General features: G+C 65.7%; 13 protein-coding genes. 3 read left to right on the top strand and 10 right to left on the bottom strand.

Annotated elements, in window-relative coordinates; all coding sequences use genetic code 11:
• The 9 genes from HD883_RS03760 to HD883_RS03720 all read right to left on the bottom strand — a co-directional run bounded on the left by HD883_RS03760 (nucleotide 1) and on the right by HD883_RS03720 (nucleotide 9,246).
• Nucleotides 1-1,074, bottom strand: coding sequence for a glycosyltransferase family 9 protein (locus HD883_RS03760; RefSeq protein WP_179587761.1), 1,074 nt, complete (start codon nucleotides 1,072-1,074; stop codon nucleotides 1-3).
• Complete coding sequence (locus tag HD883_RS03755; RefSeq protein WP_179587762.1) at nucleotides 1,071-2,054, bottom strand: glycosyltransferase; 984 nt, start codon at nucleotides 2,052-2,054, stop codon at nucleotides 1,071-1,073. Before HD883_RS03755 ends, HD883_RS03760 begins: the two co-directional genes overlap by 4 nt.
• The gene (locus HD883_RS03750; protein WP_179587763.1) at nucleotides 2,051-3,790 is read right to left on the bottom strand and encodes a carbamoyltransferase family protein; all 1,740 of its coding nucleotides are present in this window, start codon (nucleotides 3,788-3,790) and stop codon (nucleotides 2,051-2,053) included. The genes HD883_RS03755 and HD883_RS03750 overlap by 4 nt, the downstream gene beginning before the upstream one ends.
• Nucleotides 3,791-3,815: 25 nt before the next feature.
• Nucleotides 3,816-4,904, bottom strand: coding sequence for a lipopolysaccharide heptosyltransferase II (waaF, locus tag HD883_RS03745; RefSeq protein ID WP_179587764.1), 1,089 nt, complete (start codon nucleotides 4,902-4,904; stop codon nucleotides 3,816-3,818).
• A complete protein-coding gene (locus tag HD883_RS03740; RefSeq protein ID WP_179587765.1) occupies nucleotides 4,901-5,548 on the bottom strand; it encodes a D-glycero-alpha-D-manno-heptose-1,7-bisphosphate 7-phosphatase in 648 nt (215 codons plus the stop codon). Before HD883_RS03740 ends, waaF begins: the two co-directional genes overlap by 4 nt.
• Nucleotides 5,549-5,621: 73 nt before the next feature.
• Nucleotides 5,622-6,899 (bottom strand): glycosyltransferase family 4 protein, encoded by a 1,278-nt coding sequence (locus HD883_RS03735; protein WP_179587766.1) that lies wholly within the window; start codon nucleotides 6,897-6,899, stop codon nucleotides 5,622-5,624.
• Between the two features lie 105 nt (nucleotides 6,900-7,004).
• The gene (locus HD883_RS03730; RefSeq protein WP_257021983.1) at nucleotides 7,005-7,955 is read right to left on the bottom strand and encodes a glycosyltransferase family 2 protein; all 951 of its coding nucleotides are present in this window, start codon (nucleotides 7,953-7,955) and stop codon (nucleotides 7,005-7,007) included.
• Nucleotides 7,942-8,658: a PIG-L deacetylase family protein gene (locus tag HD883_RS03725; RefSeq protein WP_179587767.1), complete on the bottom strand. Its 717-nt coding sequence runs from the start codon at nucleotides 8,656-8,658 to the stop codon at nucleotides 7,942-7,944. Before HD883_RS03725 ends, HD883_RS03730 begins: the two co-directional genes overlap by 14 nt.
• A gap of 246 nt (nucleotides 8,659-8,904) precedes the next feature.
• Nucleotides 8,905-9,246 (bottom strand): four-helix bundle copper-binding protein, encoded by a 342-nt coding sequence (locus HD883_RS03720; protein WP_179587768.1) that lies wholly within the window; start codon nucleotides 9,244-9,246, stop codon nucleotides 8,905-8,907.
• A gap of 120 nt (nucleotides 9,247-9,366) precedes the next feature.
• Here HD883_RS03720 and HD883_RS03715 point away from each other — a divergent pair, with 120 nt between their 5' ends.
• The gene (locus HD883_RS03715; protein WP_179587769.1) at nucleotides 9,367-11,121 is read left to right on the top strand and encodes a thiamine pyrophosphate-dependent enzyme; all 1,755 of its coding nucleotides are present in this window, start codon (nucleotides 9,367-9,369) and stop codon (nucleotides 11,119-11,121) included.
• On the opposite strand, the gene HD883_RS03710 is transcribed toward HD883_RS03715, so the two are convergent.
• Nucleotides 11,122-15,264, bottom strand: coding sequence for a CheR family methyltransferase (locus tag HD883_RS03710; RefSeq protein WP_179587770.1), 4,143 nt, complete (start codon nucleotides 15,262-15,264; stop codon nucleotides 11,122-11,124).
• Between the two features lie 164 nt (nucleotides 15,265-15,428).
• Between HD883_RS03710 and HD883_RS03705 the strand changes: the two genes are divergently transcribed.
• Nucleotides 15,429-16,559 (top strand): 3-deoxy-7-phosphoheptulonate synthase, encoded by a 1,131-nt coding sequence (locus tag HD883_RS03705; RefSeq protein ID WP_179587771.1) that lies wholly within the window; start codon nucleotides 15,429-15,431, stop codon nucleotides 16,557-16,559.
• A 1-nt stretch (nucleotide 16,560) separates the two neighbouring features.
• Nucleotides 16,561-17,316 carry a spermidine synthase gene (locus tag HD883_RS03700; RefSeq protein WP_179587772.1) on the top strand — a complete coding sequence of 252 codons (756 nt, stop codon included), beginning with the start codon at nucleotides 16,561-16,563 and terminating at the stop codon, nucleotides 17,314-17,316.
• Nucleotides 17,317-17,335: the final 19 nt, after the last annotated feature.

The raw sequence follows: 17,335 nt of genomic DNA, 5'->3' as shown, positions 1-17,335 counted from the left end.
TCAGGCATGCGAGGTCTCCTGTCGTTCAAGTTGGCGCCGGACCTGGGCAAGCACGTCGTCGACGGCAACGCCGCGCGCGCACTCATGGTCGGTCGGGCAGGCATGGAAAGCGCACGGCCGGCACGGCATGTCGTGCCACAGCACCGGATGCAGATCGCGATCCAGTGGCGCCCAGCGGGCGACGTCGCTGCCCGAGGCAATCACCACGCTGGGCGTGCCGACCGCAGCGGCGACGTGCGACACCCCGGTGTCGTTGCAGACCAGCAGCCGGCATTGCGCCAGCAAGGCCGCCAGTCCCCCCAGGCTGGTCAGGCCGGTCAGGTCGATCAAGGGCGCGTCGACCCGATCCAGCAGTTGCCGGGTCAGGCTCCGTTCGTCCCGGCTGCCCGTGACGGCCACGGTATGGCCCTCGGCAGCCAGCCAGGACGCCACCGCGGCGAACCGGTCCACGGGCCAGCGCCGCGACAGCAGCCGGGCGCCCGGGTGCACCAGAATCGTGTCGGCCGGCCGCAAGTTCAGCTGCCGGGCCATCGCATCGCACTCGCGCTGGTCTTCCAGGGTCAAGGGAAAGTCCAGTTCGGTGGACCGCACCGGAATGCCCAGATGCGCCATCAAGGCGGTGTAGCGCAGCGGCTCGGGCAAGTCGTCCGGCCAGGCCAGGAAAGTCGGGCCGCGCGGGGTCCATTCGGGCGGCTCAAACCCCGCCACGACCTTGGCGCCAAGCAGGTCCACGATGTCGTTGACCTGATAGCCCGTGCCGTGCAACTGGATCGCCAGGTCGAACTGGCGCGCCTGCGCGGCGGCATAAAAGCCGGGCAGCTCATGCGGCCGGGGCATCTGTTCGGGCATGCCGTCCATGCCGGGAAAGATCAGCAGGTCGTCCAGATAGTCGCTGTAGCGTTCGACGAATCCTCGCGCTTCGGGCAGGCCGACCAATGTGATTTCCGCCGTGGGCGCGGCCTGCCGCAAGGCGCGCAGCGCCGGCACCGTGCACAACAGGTCGCCCAGCTGCAGTGCGCGAAAGACCGCGATGCGGCGCGGCGGCGTCGTCCAGGAAAGGGAAGATGTCGTCATACCAGCGCCGTCCTGAAACGCAGGGCGCCCACCATGCCCCAGAAGATCGACAGCGGTGGAATCAGGATCGAGGTCACCAGCATCTCGATCACATGCCCCGGATCGCGCGACGTGTGCCGGATGCGCAGCGCAAAGAAGCGCAGGGTCAGCACGGCCCACACTGTCAGCGCGACCCAGCCCAGGGCGGCGTTGTCGATGGCCAGCGCAATGACCAGCGCCAGAAGGCTCAGGACGATGACGATATAGCTCCAGGGTGGCCCGCGCCGGATGCGTTCACGGAACAAGGCCGGATGTTTCTTGTGGAGCAAGGCATCGAAGCACACCTTCTTCTGCTGGCTGACACTGACCCCGCGCGGCGCGGAGCGCACCGGGTGCACCACCAACGCAGCCGGCGCATTGACGATAGTGTGGCCGCGTGACAGCAACATGAACTGCAGGTCCGAGTCTTCGCGCCACGCCATCGTGAACCGTTCATCGAACCCGCCGATCTCTTGCAACGCCGACTTGCGCACGAAACAATTGGCCGTGGCGAACTCGGCGCGCGTCAGCCCGCTGGAATCCAGCTCGAAGTCCGTGGGGTTGGGCGGCAGGGGCATCTCGATCCGGCCCATGGCGGCAGCCGGCCCGCCCGCCATCACTTTCTCGCCTTCGGTCAGCCACAGGGGCGCCGGCACCGTGTCGTCGTCCGTAAACGCGATGATGTCGGCACGTGCCCGCTCCCACCCGCGGTTGCGGGCAGCGGCCGGGCCCTGGGTACCCACCACCGGCACATAGACCAGATCAGGCCCGGTCGGACGTTGCGCCGCGAAGCGCGCGACCAGGTCCCGCGTCGCCTCGCTCGGGCCGTCATCGGCCACGATGATTTCATAGCGATCCGCCGGGTAGTCCTGCGCCAGCAGCGCCACCAGGCAGCGTTCCAGCAGGTCGTGCCGCTGATAGGTCGGCACCACCACCGACATTGAAGGAGCCGCGACCGTCATGCCGATTTTTCCAGCAGGAAGGATCCGATCGACAACGCATCCAGCGGCGAGGTCCAGAACGATTCAATGGCATCGCGCGGCGAGCAGACCACCGGCTCGCCCCGTGTGTTGAACGACGTGTTGACCAGCACGGGCACGCCAGTGTGACGCTCGAAGGCGGCCAGCAGATCGTGATAGAGCGGATGCTGATCGCGGCGCACCGTCTGCACGCGCGCCGTGCCGTCGGTATGGCGCACGGCCGGAATGCGGTCGGCCTTGTCCGGCAACACATCAAAAATGAACAGCATGAACGGGGCAACGATCGGCCCGGGCCGGCCCGTGGCGAACCAGTCGCGTGCGCGATCTTCGATCACGGCGGGTGCAACTGGACGGAAGTCCTCTCTATCCTTGATCTCGTTCAAAATTGACTGCATGTCAGGATCGATGGGCGACGCAAGAATGGACCGGGCGCCCAGCGCGCGCGGGCCGAACTCCATGCGGCCCTGGAACCATCCGATGATCTTGTTCTGCGCAAGCAGCTCGGCGACTTCCTCCGCCACGTTGTCCAGCTTGCGGTACTTGAGCTTCGACCGCTTCAGGAACTGCTCGATCTCCGCATCGCTGTATTCGGGTCCCAGGAACGCGTGGTGCATCACCCAGCGCTTGGCGGCAGGCCCGCGCTGCTCGCGGTCCACCCACAGCGCCGCGCCCAGCGACGTGCCCGAATCCCCGGCGGCGGGCTGCACCCAGATCTCGCTGAACGGTCCATGCTCGCGCAGCCGCGCGTTCATGACGCAGTTCAGCGCAACGCCCCCCGCCATGCACAGCTTGTCGGCGCCTGTTTCGCGGTGCAGCCAGGCGGCCATCTTCTTGACGGTTTCTTCCAGCACATGCTGCAGCGAATGGGCAATGTCGTAATGGATGGCTTCGAGCGGGCCGCCCCGTTCGCGCGCCGGCCCGAACTTCTGCACGAAATCCACCGGGGCGACGGTGTAATTGCCTTCGTTGTCGACCTGCACGATCTCCTGGAATTCGCGCACGAAACGCGGCTCGCCATACGACGCCAGCGCCATCACCTTGTATTCGTCCGACGAATGCAGAAAGCCAAGATAGCGGGTCAGGTCTTCGTACAGCAGGCCCAGCGAGTGCGGCAGGTTGACCTGCTTGATGCGGCGGTAATGGCCGTTGACGAAGTGGCCATAGCTGGTGGTGGCGCGCTCGCCACGGCCGTCCATGGTCAGCACCGCCGTGTTGTCGAAGGGCGACGCCAGATAGGCGCTGGCTTCGTGCGCCAGGTGGTGTTCCACGTAATGCCACTTGGCCGCGATGCTGTCGGGCGTCACGCCGCGAAAGCGTTTTTCCAGATGATGCGGCGCGCCGTTCGCGAGCTGTCCCGGCGCATTCACGATGTAGCAAAGAAACAGCGGATCCCACGGCGACCCGTTGGTGTCGGCCGCGCGCGCGGCCGACGGCTTCAGGGGCAGCGTGATGCTGCCTTCATCCATCTTCGAACCCAGCAGCAGCGCGGGATCATACGAGTAGGCAAAGTGATCGACCTCCGCCAACGAAATGCCCGCCACGCTCAGGCAATAGTCAATGGCATGGAACGGCAGTTGCCAGGTCGTGAACGGCACGGGCCGCTTGCCATGCTTGACGTGGGTGAAGCGTTCTTCTTCCGCCGCCGCGACCACCACCCCGTCATGGACCAGGGTGGCCGAGCAGTCGTGATAGACCGCATTGATGCCCAATGTGTACATGCTGATGACTCCTTGTGCGGCCGGCTCAGGCCGCGGGTTCTAGGGGATGCGCAATCGGATGCAGTTCTCTTGCCGCGGCGATCACGGTCTCGGGCGTGACGCCGCGCAGGCACTGGTGATGGCCCTGGGGGCATTCGCTGCGGTAGCAGAACTTGCAGGGCACGTCGTGGAACAGCACGCGGCTGCGCACCTGCCACGGGGTGTGCTGGGGGTTGGTCAAGGCATACAGGTCCACCACCGGGGTGCCAAGCGCGGCAGCCAGATGGACCGGACCACTGTTGTTCGACACCAGCACGGCGGCACCTTCGATCAGCGCGGCAAACTCGCCCAGGCTCAACGCGCCGGCAATGCTGGTGACGCCTTTGCCTGCCAGGGTCGCCACGGCGCCGGCCAGGTCGGCCTCGTCGGGCCCACCGGTCACCAGCACCGGCCCCCGGTCATCGTCCGCCAATGACCGGGCGACGATGGCGAACCGTTCGGCCGGATACCTGCGCGACGGCGCCGTCGCGCCCGGGTGCACCAGCGTCCAGCCGCGTTCGGGCGACAGGCCGCGGGCCGCCAGCTTGCTGCGCAGGCTGATGCGGTCGGCGGCGGCCACGTCGAACACCAGGCGCTCGTCCGCCACGGTGGCTCCCACCGTTCGCACCAGGTCCAGCTGCCGCTGCGTTTCGTGCCGGCCGTTGTCTTCCACGGCGGTATCACGCACCCAGTCCGTCAACAGCCGATAGGGGTTCTCGCGGCAATGGGCAAGCACCCTTGGAATGCCGGCAAAGCGGCACAACATGGCGGCCGGCAACGCGCTCTGGCTGTACACCGTGAAAATGACCGCGGCGTCGAACTCCCGGCTGCGCAGGCGCTCGGCCATCGCCAGATCCGCGGTGCCATCGGCGGTGCCGTTGGACTTGACCCACGGTGCGTCATACACAATCACCTCATCGACGCACGGCAGGAACGGGGTGATCGCCGCGCCCGAAGGCGATGCCATCAGGGTCAGATGCGCGCCAGGAAACGAAGCCTTCAGTGCACTGAGGGCCGGCGTCGACATCAACACGTCGCCCAGGTTGTCCAGCCGCACGGCCAGGATGCGGCGCACGCCGTCCCACGGCGCGCTCATGTCCCGCTCCCTTGCGTGGTGGGTCCGCTTGCCTGCGCAAGGGCCAGTTGCTCGCAGACCACGCGCGCGGCCGCCGCAAAATCCGGGCAACGAAAGTGCGGCGTGCGCTCAGGCGTCAGCTGCCATTCGGTTTCGTTGCCGTTGTCGATCAGGATGGTCTGGCACCCTACCCGCCGGCCCGCTTCGATATCGTGAAGGATGTCCCCGATCATCCACGATTGGTCCAGCGCCACGCGGCGCTCGCGCGCCACCTGCTCGAACAGGCCCGACGCGGGCTTGCGGCAATCGCAGGCCACGGCATATTTGCGGACCGTGCCATCGGGGTGATGCGGACAGTAGTAGAAGTCGGCCAGATCCGCGCCGGCGTCATCGAACATCTCGGCCAGACGCAAATGCACGGCGTCCAGCGCGACCTCATCGAACCGCCCCAGCGCAATGCCCGACTGGTTGCTGACCACAATCAACGGCAGTCCGCAGCGCGCGAGCGCCTGCAGCCCTTCGCGGGCGCCCGGCGCGAACCGCATCTGCTCGGGGTCGACGTTGTAAGGCACGTCTTCGACCAGCGTGCCGTCCTTGTCCAGAAAGATCGCACCAACGCGCGACGAGCGGGCGGCCTGGGCGCGACCCGGCGTATAGGGGGACATCGGAGCCTCCGCGCCCGTCCGGGGCGCTTCGTTGCCATGCAGGTGTAGTGAGTGTTCGCTGGGCATCCTGGCGTCACTCCATGATCACGACACGGGAGCGCGCCGTCACCGGTGCCTCCACCGGCCGCGCCGCCTGCGTATAGACGGCCAGCAGGTCCTGCGCCACGCGGGCCCACGAATAGAACTGCCGGGCCCGCGCGTGGCCCGCCTGGCCAAACCGCGCGCACAGCGCCGGGTCTTTCGCAAGAATCGCCAGGCGTTCGGCCATCGCGATGGGATCGCGCGCCGGGACCAGAAAGCCGGTTTCGCCGTCCCGCACGGTGGCCTTGATGCCGCCCACGGCGGATCCGATCACCGCCTTGCCGCAGGCCATGGCCTCGACCGGCGTAATGCCGAACGGCTCGTACCACGGGGTCGTCGCAAAGACATCGGTTGCGCAATAGAACGTGCGCAAGGCATCCCGGTCGCGACGCCCCACGAAGCGCACCAGATCCGCGGCGCCCGATGCGTCGGCAATGCCGCGCAGCCGGCCCAGTTCGGGGGTGGCGATCTCGTTGGGTTCGGCAGAGTTGCCTCCCACCACATAAAGATGTGCATCGATGCCGTGATGCCGGCGCAGTTCGCCCACGGCACGAATCACGTTGTCCACGCCCTTGCGGGGCACCATGCGGCCCAGCTGCAACACCGTGAACGCGTCGGGGTCCCACCCCAGGGCAGCCCGGGCCTGCGCCATCGGCATCGGCGAAAACTCCTGCGCATCGAATCCGCAAGGCACGACGGCAATCCGGTCCGGCGCCGCGCCATACAGCTGCGTCAGATCGGCATAGTCCTGCGGGCATTCGGCCACGATGCGATCGGCTTCACGCACCAGACGTTCTTCAATGCCGAACCGCGCGGCAGGAAACTGGTCGGCCTCGCCCTGATGCTGTCGCCGCACCTTGCCCAGCGCATGAAAGGTCATCACCAGCGGCACCTTCAATTGCTCGCGTACCGGCAACGCCGCCAGCCCCGACATGAAGAAGTTGGCGTGCACCACGTCGTAGGGGCGGCGTTCCCGGCGGCAGAAGTCGAGCATCCATCTGCCGAACTCCGTCATGTAGGGCAGCAGCTGTTCCTTGGGCAACTGGCGCGCGGGCCCTGCGGGCACATTGATGATGCGCACGCCGGGCATCCAGCTGATCACCTCGGGCAGCACGGCGCTGTCCTTGCGGGTGAACACATCGACCGCATGGCCGCGCGCGGCAAGCTGGCGGGCAACGTTGGCCACATAGACGTTCTGTCCGCCGCTGTCCACGCTGCCCGCGTGTCCCAGCGGCGACGCGTGTTCACTGACCATCGCAATTTTCTGCATGACCGTTTTCCTGATAAGGGGGAGACCATCGCGCCACGTCGCCGTGCCGTATGGGGGGTGCTGTCGGGGGGTGCTGTCGGGGTAGTGCTGGCTGGGGGATAGGTATCAGGCAAGGCGCTCTCCTTCCATGCCGCCGCCGTCCTCGCGCGCCGGCTCGGCAAGCGCCAGGCGGCGCTGCATCGCGCGGACCGGCGCGGGAACGACACGTCGATGCCAGAGCGCCCACGGCATGCCGCGCAAGGTGTCGGCCAGCGTCGTCAGCGGGTGCCCCTCGACCACGGCCTGCCGCCAGGCGCGCCGCGTCTCACGCCATGCGTCACGCGCCGGCAGACGCATCCAGGCAATCCAGATCGCATTGCGCACCAGCAGCGACCGGCGCCGCACGGCGTCGCGCAGCAGGGAGGGGTCATGCCGCGTCACCACGCCGGCGCAATAGACCATGGCCCAATTGCGCGCGGCCAAGTCATAGGCCAGCAGCATCTCTTCGCCGCCAATGAACAGCTTCGGGCTGTACCCGCCGCACTCGCGGTAGGCGTCCGCGCGCATCACGCTGGCGCCGGCCATGAAGCCCAGCAGCCGGTGCCCCGGCAAGCCCTCCGACGGCAAAGGGCTGCGGGACATGAGCGTGCACGTCGGGTCCTCTTCATTGGCCGCGCCGACCAGGATCCGCGCGTTCACCACGGCCACATCAGGATGCAGGTCCAGGATGTGGGCCGCCTGCGCCAGGGCGCCAGGCTGCCAGCAGGTATCGTCGTCGCAAAAGGCCACATAGCGCGTGCGGACGGCGTCGACCCCGGCATTGCGTCCGGCCGCGCCCAGGTTGCGGGGGCAGCGCACCAGGGTGATGTCAGGATGATCGGCCGCCAGCGCCTCGGCCGTGCCGTCGGTCGACCCGTTGTCGACCACCACGATCGGCCATGCCTCGTTCAAAGCTTTCAGGCTGGCCACGGTCTGCCGGACCACTTCCCTGCGGTTGTAGGTCAGCACGACAAGGGTGACCTTGGGCAGATCCGTGGGCGGCAGCGGCGTGTCCTGCATCGTGTCAGGCTGCCGCATGAAGCAACCCTGCCCGGTCCAGCGACCAATACCCTTCCGGAAGCGTCGTGTCATCGAACCCGCCCGGCCCGAATGCTTTCAGCTGGCTCGCATAGCACGCCACGGCCTCGGCCTTTGCGGCGCGGTCGCCTTGCCACGTCATGGGAAAGACTGCGGACCGCACGCCCCCTTCGGCCAATCCCGCCAGCCGTTGTTCGCGCAGCCCGTCCATGCGCCGGTACAGCGCGTCCTCGTAGGCCATCCATCGGGGGGACCATGACGGCCGTAGCACCTCCTGCGACGCCTGATGCCACAACGCCAGACACGCGCGATGCGTCAGGTCGTGGTCCGAGTGGAACAGGCCAAGGGGGAACACGACGGCATCGGGTTGCTCGCGGGCGATCAGGGCCGCCAGCGCCTCGGCAATATCGTCCGGGTCAGGAGGCGGCGCAGCGCCGGGCGACCCGTCGCAATACTGGCTGTCCAGAAAGTTGAGCCATACCGGCCGCGCGCCCAGCCTGAGCAAGGCGCTGGCGTCTTCGTTGCGGCGGGTGACCATCGCCTCGCACGCCGAACGGAAACCGCAGGCGCGATCCCAGTCGGTGGCGGTGTGGCCTGCGGGCGGCGTGCCGGCAAACACCGTGGCGACCATGGCGTGGGGATGGGCGCTCAACAGTTCGCCGCACGAGAACACCGCATCATCCAGATGGGGCGAAATCACCATCACCTTTCCCAACGGCCCCACCCCCTCGCTCTGCATTGCATCACCCTAGTCAACATGATCGCAACACAGCATTAGCAAGAGCCGTACCGAACGGCTCTATGCCGTCAGGACGTCGCTTCGAGTCGTCTTTGGCGACCCATGCATGTAAAACATCGAAAGGGCTAAGCAGCTTCTGCTCAACAATGAGCCTGCTCAAAATCGATCATTGAAGAGCAATAATCGACTCTTCCGTTTGCGCCGCGTGCATCAGCTCGACTGCCCTGCGTACATGCTGCGGCATGCTTCCGCGCACGCGCGGCATGCCGCCGCGCAGCGTTGGCAATGGTCGGCCTCGTGCTTTTCGCAGACGGCGGCGCAGGCGTCGCACACCTTGGCGCATACGCCGCACACCTCAGCGGAAAACGCGCCTTCGCGCGCCATGGTGCTGGCGGCCAGCGTGCAGATTTCCGCGCATTCGATATCCAGGCGGATGCATTGCGTCATCGCGTCGGCATGGGGTTCCGACAGGCATGCCGAAGCGCATGGGTTGCAGGCCGCGGCGCAGGCATAACACATGTCGATGCACTGCTGGAAAGGATTGGGTGTCATGGCGCTTACCTCCGTTGAAACACACCGCCGGCCGCAAAACCCGTTCCGGCAACGCGCGTTGCAGGGAACACGCTTTGCGCCACGACCGGCATCCCCACCTCGCCATGACAGGAGCATTTCATGAACAAGACAGCGGCCGATATCCTGGTCGACACACTCGTCGACTGGGAAGTCGACACCCTATTCGGACTGCCGGGTGACGGCATCAACGGCATCATGGAAGCGCTGCGCACGCGCCAGGATCAGATTCGATTCGTCCAGGTCCGGCACGAAGAAGCCGCCGCCTTCATGGCCTGCGCGTATGCCAAATTCACCGGCAAGCTGGGGGTCTGCCTGTCGACGTCCGGGCCGGGCGGCGTGCACCTGCTGAATGGTTTGTACGACGCCAAACTGGACGGGGCGCCGGTGCTCGCCATCACCGGCATGCAGTACCACGACCTGATCGGCACCTACACCCAGCAGGACGTGGAACTGGATCGGCTTTTCATGGATGTGGCGGTGTACAACGCCCGCGTGATGGGTCCCGCGCATGTCGAGAACGTCGTGAACCTGGCCTGCCGAACCGCGCTTGCCCGCAATGGCGTGGCCCACGTAACGATCCCGGTCGAGATGCAGTCGCAGCCGGTCAAGGACGACAAACGGTCGTCGCGCAATGTCGCGCATCACGTGACCGACCTGCAGGCCAGCAACATCGCATTGCCAACCGACGACCAGTTCCAGCGCGCAGCCGCCGTCCTGAATGAAGGCAAGAAGATCTGCATCCTGGCGGGACGCGGCGCGGCCAGCGCCGGGCCGCTGCTCGAAACCTTGGCGGACCGGCTGGCCGCACCCGTCGCCAAACCCCTGCTGGGCAAGGCCGTGCTCGCCGACGACAATCCCTACTGCGTGGGGGGCGTAGGCCTCCTCGGCACGCGTCCCGCGCAGGACGCGCTCGAATCCTGCGACACCCTGCTCATCGTTGGCAGCTCATTTCCGTACATCGAGTACTACCCCGAGCCCGGCAAGGTGCGCGCGGTGCAGATCGATGCGGATCCGGCGCGCATCGGGCTGCGTTATCCGGTGGATGCGGCCCTGGTGGGCGACACGGGCCGCGTGCTCGCCGCCCTGCTGCCGCACCTCACGCCGCACGCGGACCGCAGCTTCCTGACGACCGCGCAAGACGGCATGAAGGAATGGCGCGACCTGCTGACCGAACGCGCCACGCGCACCGATATCCCCATGAAGCCGCAGGTAGTCACGCATCATCTGGATGGACTGCTGCGGGACGACGCGATCGTCGTCACCGACTCCGGCACCATCACGGCATGGGTCGCCCGCCACATCACGATGCGCGGCAGCATGAAATTTTCGTGCTCGGGCACCTTGGCGACCATGGGCTGCGCCGTGCCCTATGCCGTGGCGGCAGCCATTGCCTATCCGCAGCGGCAAGTGGTGGCGGTGGTTGGCGACGGGGGCTTCACCATGCTCATGGGCGAACTGGCGACTTGCGTCAAGTACGGGCTGGACATCAAGATCGTCATCATGAAGAACGATGCCCTGGGCATGATCAAGTGGGAACAGATGGGCATGCTGGGCAACCCGGAATACGGTTGTGAACTGCAACCGATAGACTTTGCGGCCGCCGCGCGGGCGTTCGGCGCCCAGGCGGTCACCATCAACGATCCGGCACATTGCCAGCAACAGCTGACCCAGGCGTTTGCGATGACCGGACCGGTGGTGATTGAAGCAGTGATCGATCCCCACGAACCCCCCATGCCGCCAAAGGCCTCGGTGGGTCAGGCAGCCCGCATGGCCAAGGCCATCGCACGCGGCACGCCGGATGGCGGCCGCATCATGCGCACACTGGGTGCCGACATCGTGCGGGAACTGACCTGATCAGCGTTCGCCGTCGCGGACTGGCAGCACGTTCGAGACCTTCTCGATCAGCTGGTCCATCGGCACGGGCTTGCACAGGTAGTCCGAAAAGCCCGCGGCCCGCACACTGTTGATGATCGCCGTGCCGCCGTAGCCGGTCAAGGCCACGGCCGGCACGTCGGCCAGGGGCGGCATCTCACGCAGCTTCTTGATGAGCTGCATGCCGTCCATCTCGGGCATCGCGATATCGGAAATGATCAGGTCAAACGACTGGCCCACAGCCACAGTCAATGCCGCCGCGCCACTGGCCGCGCTGGTGACCGTCGCGCCCTCAAGCTCGAGCAGCATGCCCATGGTTTCCAGCACGTCGGGCGAATCATCCACCAGCAGGATGCGCGCACCGCGCAACTGACCATGCGACACCGGCGCGTCGACGGCCTGTTCCGCCGAGTTGCCGCCGTCGGCCAGGGGCAGCAGGAAGGTGAACGTCGACCCCCGCCCTTCGCCTTCCGACAACGCCGTGACCGAGCCGCCATGCGCTTCGGCCAGTTGGCGAGCCAGCGCCAGGCCGATGCCCAGGCCGCTCTTGTTGCGGTTCGAATGCTGCCGATCGATCTGGTTGAACATGTCAAACACCGCGTCGACCGCTTCGGGCGCCATTCCGATTCCGGTATCCGTCACATCCAGCCGTGCATTGCCGTTGTCGGTCACCAGCGTCACGGTGACCGTGCCGCCTTCGGGCGTGAATTTGACCGCGTTGCTGAGCAGGTTCCACACCACCTGTTCCGATCGTGTTGCGTCCGCATCCACGATCACGGGGTCCTGCGCCAGATTGACCTTCAGCTGCACACTGCCCGCCGACGCTTGCGCCGACACTGTCTCGATGCACCCCTGCACCACCTGGACCAGGTTCAGGCGTCCACGGTTGAGCTTGAGCTTGCCGGTCGACACACGCGACATGTCGAGCAGGTCATCGATAATCTTGGACTGGTTGCGCACCGACCGCCGCACGGTTTCGACCGCCTTGCGGCCCACCGCCGACGTCACCATGCCCGGCGTGCGCGACAGGATGTCGACGTTCAACTGGATCAGGTTCAAGGGGTGGCGCAGTTCATGCGACATCACCGCAAAGAACAGGTCCTTCAATTCGTTGGTGGCGCTGGTGCGTTCCAGCGCTGCGTCCTGCGCATTTTCCTGCATCTTGCGATCGGTCAGGTCGCGGGCGATCTTGGCATAGCCCAGCAGGTTGCCATCGACCATCGGGTGCACCACGCCGCTGCAATAGAAGCGCGAGCCATCCTTGCGGATATGCCAGCGGTCGTCGGACGCATGGCCGAACTTGCGGGCGCGTTGCAGTTCGGCCGCCGGCACGCCCTGCTCCCGGTCTTCCGGCGTGAAGATGATGGCGCCGGACTGGCCTTCCACTTCCGACGCGCGATAGCCGAAGATCAGTTCGGCGCCGCGATTCCAGCCCGTGATCACGCCTTCTTCGTCCATGGTGATGATGGCGTAGTCGGTGGTCGAATCGGCCACCAGGCGCATCCGTTCCTGGCCCGCGCGCAGGCGTTCTTCAGCGCGCTTGCGCTGCGTGATGTCGATGAAGGTCAGCACGGCGCCTTCGATCCGGTCTTCGGCCGTGCGGTACGGCACCAGCCGCGCCAGGAACCAGGCGCCGTCGGTGCTGGGTACTTCGTTTTCGATCATCCGCAGCGACGTGAAGGTTTCGGCCGCATCTTCGGCCAGGGTCGGGTAATCCAGCCGATGGGTAATGTCCATCAGCGACCGGCCCGCGTCGGACGAAATCAGGTTGAACAGGTCGGCCGCGCGCGGCGTGTACCACTTCACCCGCATCGCCCGGTCCACGAACACGGTCGCGATCTCACTCGACGAAATCAGGTTCTGCAGGTCGTCGTTGATCTTGGCGGTCTCTTCGACTTTTGTCTTCAGCTCAAAATTGACCGTGATCAGTTCTTCATTGATCGATTGCAGCTCTTCCTTGCTGGTTTCCAGCTCTTCGGTCGCCGAACGCAACTCTTCGTTGATCGCCTGCAGTTCTTCGTTCGAAGCTTTCAGCTCTTCGGTCGATGTCTCGGAATGTTCGATGGTGTCCTGCAACTGGTCCTTCAGGCGCTGCAGCTCGTTTTCCAGCTGCGTCAGCACGCTGTCCTTGCCTTCGACCGATGTGCCGCTTTCCTGGCTCATCGACTCTTCGACCTCATCGAACAGCACCAGCACGAAGTCCGCATCGGCCTGGTGATCGCGAAATGGCTTGGCGACCATGTTCACGTAGTAGTTGCGGTCATTGCGCTGCAGCCGCACGCGGCGCGCTTCCACGCTCTTGTTGGACTGCACGGCCTGGAACAGCGCGGTGCGCAGTTCCAGCCGCAGTTCCGGATGCACCAGCGACAGCAGGTTGTGCGACGGCTCGCCGCCCACGTAACGCAGAAAGCGCCCGGCCTGGTCCGACATGTGCACGATGTCGCTGTTGTGGTTCACGATCACACTGGGCGGCGCGTATTGCTCGAGCACCCTGCGGTGGACTTCGGCGTACATGACTTTCCTTGAACTGGCCAGGCTGATCTCGGAAGCCACTTGCGGAAGCCGCGGGTAGGCGCTGGGGGCCGCGTCCGATATGGGCGCCCGGACGCTGGACGCGACCGGTTTGGCACGGTAGATACGGTGTTTCTTGTCGACGGTCACGAACAGCTCGTCGACGGCTTCCGCCGATTCGGACCCACCCAGGAACAGGTAGCCGCCGGGCATCAGCGCGAAGTGGAAGGTCTGGAGGATGTCCCGCTGCGCATCGCGATCCAGATAGATCAGCAGGTTGCGGCAGGAAATGAGGTGCAGCCGCGAAAAAGGCGGGTCACGCAGGATATTGTGAACCGCGAACAGGACCTTGTCGCGCAATTCTTTTTTGACGCGGAAATGGTTCTGGTGCTTCGTGAAGTACCGGTTCAGCCTATCGTTGCTGACGTCAACCAATATCGATTCGGGGTAGATGCCGCTGCGCGCGGTCGCAATGGCGCGCTCGTCGATATCCGTGGCAAACACCTGCACGGTGCCCATGCCCTGCGTGGCGTCCAGCGCATCCGACAGCAGCATGGCCAGGGAATACGCTTCTTCGCCGCTCGAGCAACCCGCGCTCCATACCCGCAGCGCGCCATCGCCCCCTTCGGCGCTGGCGCCCGTCAGGCGCCACACCACTTCATTGTCCAGCGCCGCGAACGACTCGAAGTCGCGGAAGAAATTGGTCACGCCGATCAGCATGTCCTTGAGCAAGGCGCCTGCTTCGTCCGGGCTGGCCTGGAGGAAGTCCCGGTAGCCCGGCATGTCGGTCAGGCCATTGACCTGCATGCGCCGTTCGATCCGGCGCAGGATGGTGCCGCGTTTGTAGTGCTTGAAGTCGTTGCCGGTCCGGTGGCGCAGCAGCAGCAGGATTTCGCGCAAGGCGATCTCGGCCGCTTCGGCACGTTCGAAGGATCGCGCCGGATGGACGTTGGTCGGTCCATCCTCCGTCCTGGGCATCTCGATCGATTCGGCGGTGCTCCAGATGCTGGCGATCTTGGCGGGAATGGACGCCACGGGCAGCACGAAATCGACCGCCCCGGTATCGACCGCCGCGCGCGGCATGCCGTCAAACAAGGCTTCCTGGGGGTCCTGCGCAATCGCGATGCCGCCCTGTTCCTTGATCCGTTCCAGCCCCAGCGCGCCGTCCGAACCCGTGCCTGACAGGATCACACCAAACGCGCGTTCCCGATGCACATCGGCCATGTCACGGAAGAACAGGTCAACCGCTACCTGGCGCTCGCGCGGCCGGTCGGCCGGCTCGACGTTCAGGTGCCCGTCGTTCATCGTCAGATGCAAGGACGGCGAGATCACATACACGTGATCCACGTCGATGGGCGTGCGTTCCTTGACCTGCAGCACAGGCATCGATGTCGTCCGCTGCAGGATCTGGTCAGCCGTGCTTTCATGCTCGGGCGACAGGTGCAACACGACCACATAGGCCATTCCGCTGGTGGGCGACGTGGCGCCAAAAAATTCCAGCAGCGCTTCCAATCCGCCAGCGGATGCGCCCAGTCCCACAACAGGAAACGTGAGATGGCTGCGTTCCAGCTCGGGCTGGTTGCGCGGAGTGGTGGCTGAGGAGTCGTTGGTCATCTGTTTCCTGCAAGCCCCGGCATGCCTGGGCTCGGGTGGCGCCGTGGCGAAAGGGAATCATCACATTTTTGCACAAGGGCTGGTGATTGGCGGCAGAGCCCGGTTTCTGTGACAATTCGAGGCCCGCGATTATCTCGCAATACGCACTGAAACTGGAGCTTTCTTTGACACGCATCGACGACCCGACGCATGACCGCGAAGTCGGCCTGGCCGACTCCACGCTGGATACCACCCGGATCGACGACGTGCGTATCAGCGCCGTCCGCCCGCTCATCTCACCTGCCCTGCTTCTGGATGAGCTGCCGGTCTCGCCCGCAGTACAAACCCTGGTGGAAACCAGCCGCGCGCGCATCGCCGACATTCTGCACGGCCGGGATGACAGATTGGTGGTGGTGGTCGGACCCTGTTCCATCCACGACCATGGCCAGGCCATGGAGTACGCCCGCCGGCTCAAGTCGGTGGCCGACGCGCTGGAAGGCGAATTGCTCATCGTCATGCGCGTCTACTTTGAGAAGCCGCGCACCACGGTTGGCTGGAAGGGCTATATCAACGACCCCCGCCTGGATGGCAGCTTCCGCATCAACGAAGGCTTGCGCCGTGCTCGCGAACTGCTGCTGGAGATCAGCGAACTCGGCCTGCCCACGGGCACCGAATTCCTGGACTTGCTCAGCCCGCAATTCCTGGCGGACCTGATCGCCTGGGGTGCGATCGGCGCGCGGACCACCGAAAGCCAGAGCCACCGCCAGCTGGCGTCCGGGCTCAGCTGCCCGATCGGCTTCAAGAACGGCACCGATGGCGGCGTGCAGGTGGCATCGGATGCGATTGTGTCGGCGCGGTCGCGGCACGCCTTCATGGGCATGACCAAGATGGGCATGGCCGCCATTTTCGAGACGCGCGGCAACGACGACGCCCACGTCATCCTGCGCGGCGGCAAAAGCGGCCCGAACTTCGACGCCGCTGCGATCGATGCCTGCTGCGCGGCGCTTGAAAAGGCCGGCCTGCGCGGCCAGGCCATGGTCGACTGCTCGCATGCCAATTCGTCCAAAGACCATGAACGCCAGGTCACGGTTGCGCACGACGTGGCAGGCCGGGTCGCCGCGGGCGAACGCCGCATTCTGGGCCTGATGATCGAAAGCCATCTGGAAGGCGGCCGGCAGGACCTGAATGAAGGCGTCTCGCTCAAGCCCGGCGTGTCGATTACGGATGCCTGCCTGGCCTGGTCGGATACCGAACCTGTGCTGCAAGCCCTGGCAGACGCCGTGCGCAAGCGGCGTGCGTTGTCCGCCGCGGGCTGACATGACAAAGGCATTGCGTGGCGGGCCAGCCGAGGCGCCTGGCGCCTCGGTACAGGCCGACGGGCAGATCAAGACGCTGCATCTGTCCACGCCCGTCGTCCAGAGCAGCATGTGGGTGCTCAAGCCCGACGCGCTGGACCTGGAATACACGCGCCTGATGATGGGCTTTCTGCTCTTTCATCCGGCGCCACCCCGCATTGCCATGATCGGCCTGGGCGGTGGTTCGCTCGCCAAGTTCTGCTATCGGCACCTGCCGAAAAGCGTGATCGAAGTGGCCGAGATCAGCGCCGAAGTCATTGCGCTTCGCAACGAATTTCATATCCCGCCCGACAACGCGCGCCTGACCATCCGCGAGATCGATGGCGCGCAATTCGTGCGCGATGTCGCGGCGCGGCCCGATGTCCTGCTGGTGGATGGCTTCGATGCGGACGGCGTGCCGCCGCAACTCAGCTCGCAGGACTTCTATGAGGACTGCCGCGCCATGCTGGCGGCGGATGGCGTCATGGTCGTGAACCTGCATCAGCAGGACCCCGAACTGCCGGACCTGCTGCGCCGCATCCGCCGCGCCTTCGATGACGCCGTGTTCGACGTCGTGGACGACGATGGCGCGAACTGCATCGTGTTTGCGCGCAACGGGCCGCCTTTCAGGGCGCCGGACTCGGTCGTCCCGCGCCGCCCCGGCCAACTGGACCGGGACGGCTGGCGGCAACTGATGCCCGCATTTGGGCAGATCGCCGCAGCAATGATGGCGCTGTAGCCAGCGGCAACGCCCGCTT

The sequence above is a fragment of the Pigmentiphaga litoralis genome (assembly GCF_013408655.1).
Lineage (GTDB): Bacteria > Pseudomonadota > Gammaproteobacteria > Burkholderiales > Burkholderiaceae_B > Pigmentiphaga > Pigmentiphaga litoralis_A.
This window is presented reverse-complemented; position numbering and strand designations above follow the sequence as displayed.

What these genes read in the sequence shown, in the direction of transcription:
- waaF (WP_179587764.1), bottom strand. Translation starts at nt 4,904, where the DNA reads ATGAGCGCGCCGTGGGACGGCGTGCGCCGCATCCTGGCCGTGCGGCTG.
- HD883_RS03700 (WP_179587772.1), top strand. Translation starts at nt 16,561, where the DNA reads ATGACAAAGGCATTGCGTGGCGGGCCAGCCGAGGCGCCTGGCGCCTCG.
- HD883_RS03715 (WP_179587769.1), top strand. Translation starts at nt 9,367, where the DNA reads ATGAACAAGACAGCGGCCGATATCCTGGTCGACACACTCGTCGACTGG.
- HD883_RS03760 (WP_179587761.1), bottom strand. Translation starts at nt 1,074, where the DNA reads ATGACGACATCTTCCCTTTCCTGGACGACGCCGCCGCGCCGCATCGCG.
- HD883_RS03755 (WP_179587762.1), bottom strand. Translation starts at nt 2,054, where the DNA reads ATGACGGTCGCGGCTCCTTCAATGTCGGTGGTGGTGCCGACCTATCAG.
- HD883_RS03730 (WP_257021983.1), bottom strand. Translation starts at nt 7,955, where the DNA reads ATGCGGCAGCCTGACACGATGCAGGACACGCCGCTGCCGCCCACGGAT.
- HD883_RS03735 (WP_179587766.1), bottom strand. Translation starts at nt 6,899, where the DNA reads ATGCAGAAAATTGCGATGGTCAGTGAACACGCGTCGCCGCTGGGACAC.
- HD883_RS03740 (WP_179587765.1), bottom strand. Translation starts at nt 5,548, where the DNA reads ATGTCCCCCTATACGCCGGGTCGCGCCCAGGCCGCCCGCTCGTCGCGC.
- HD883_RS03725 (WP_179587767.1), bottom strand. Translation starts at nt 8,658, where the DNA reads ATGGTGATTTCGCCCCATCTGGATGATGCGGTGTTCTCGTGCGGCGAA.
- HD883_RS03720 (WP_179587768.1), bottom strand. Translation starts at nt 9,246, where the DNA reads ATGACACCCAATCCTTTCCAGCAGTGCATCGACATGTGTTATGCCTGC.
- HD883_RS03710 (WP_179587770.1), bottom strand. Translation starts at nt 15,264, where the DNA reads ATGACCAACGACTCCTCAGCCACCACTCCGCGCAACCAGCCCGAGCTG.
- HD883_RS03750 (WP_179587763.1), bottom strand. Translation starts at nt 3,790, where the DNA reads ATGTACACATTGGGCATCAATGCGGTCTATCACGACTGCTCGGCCACC.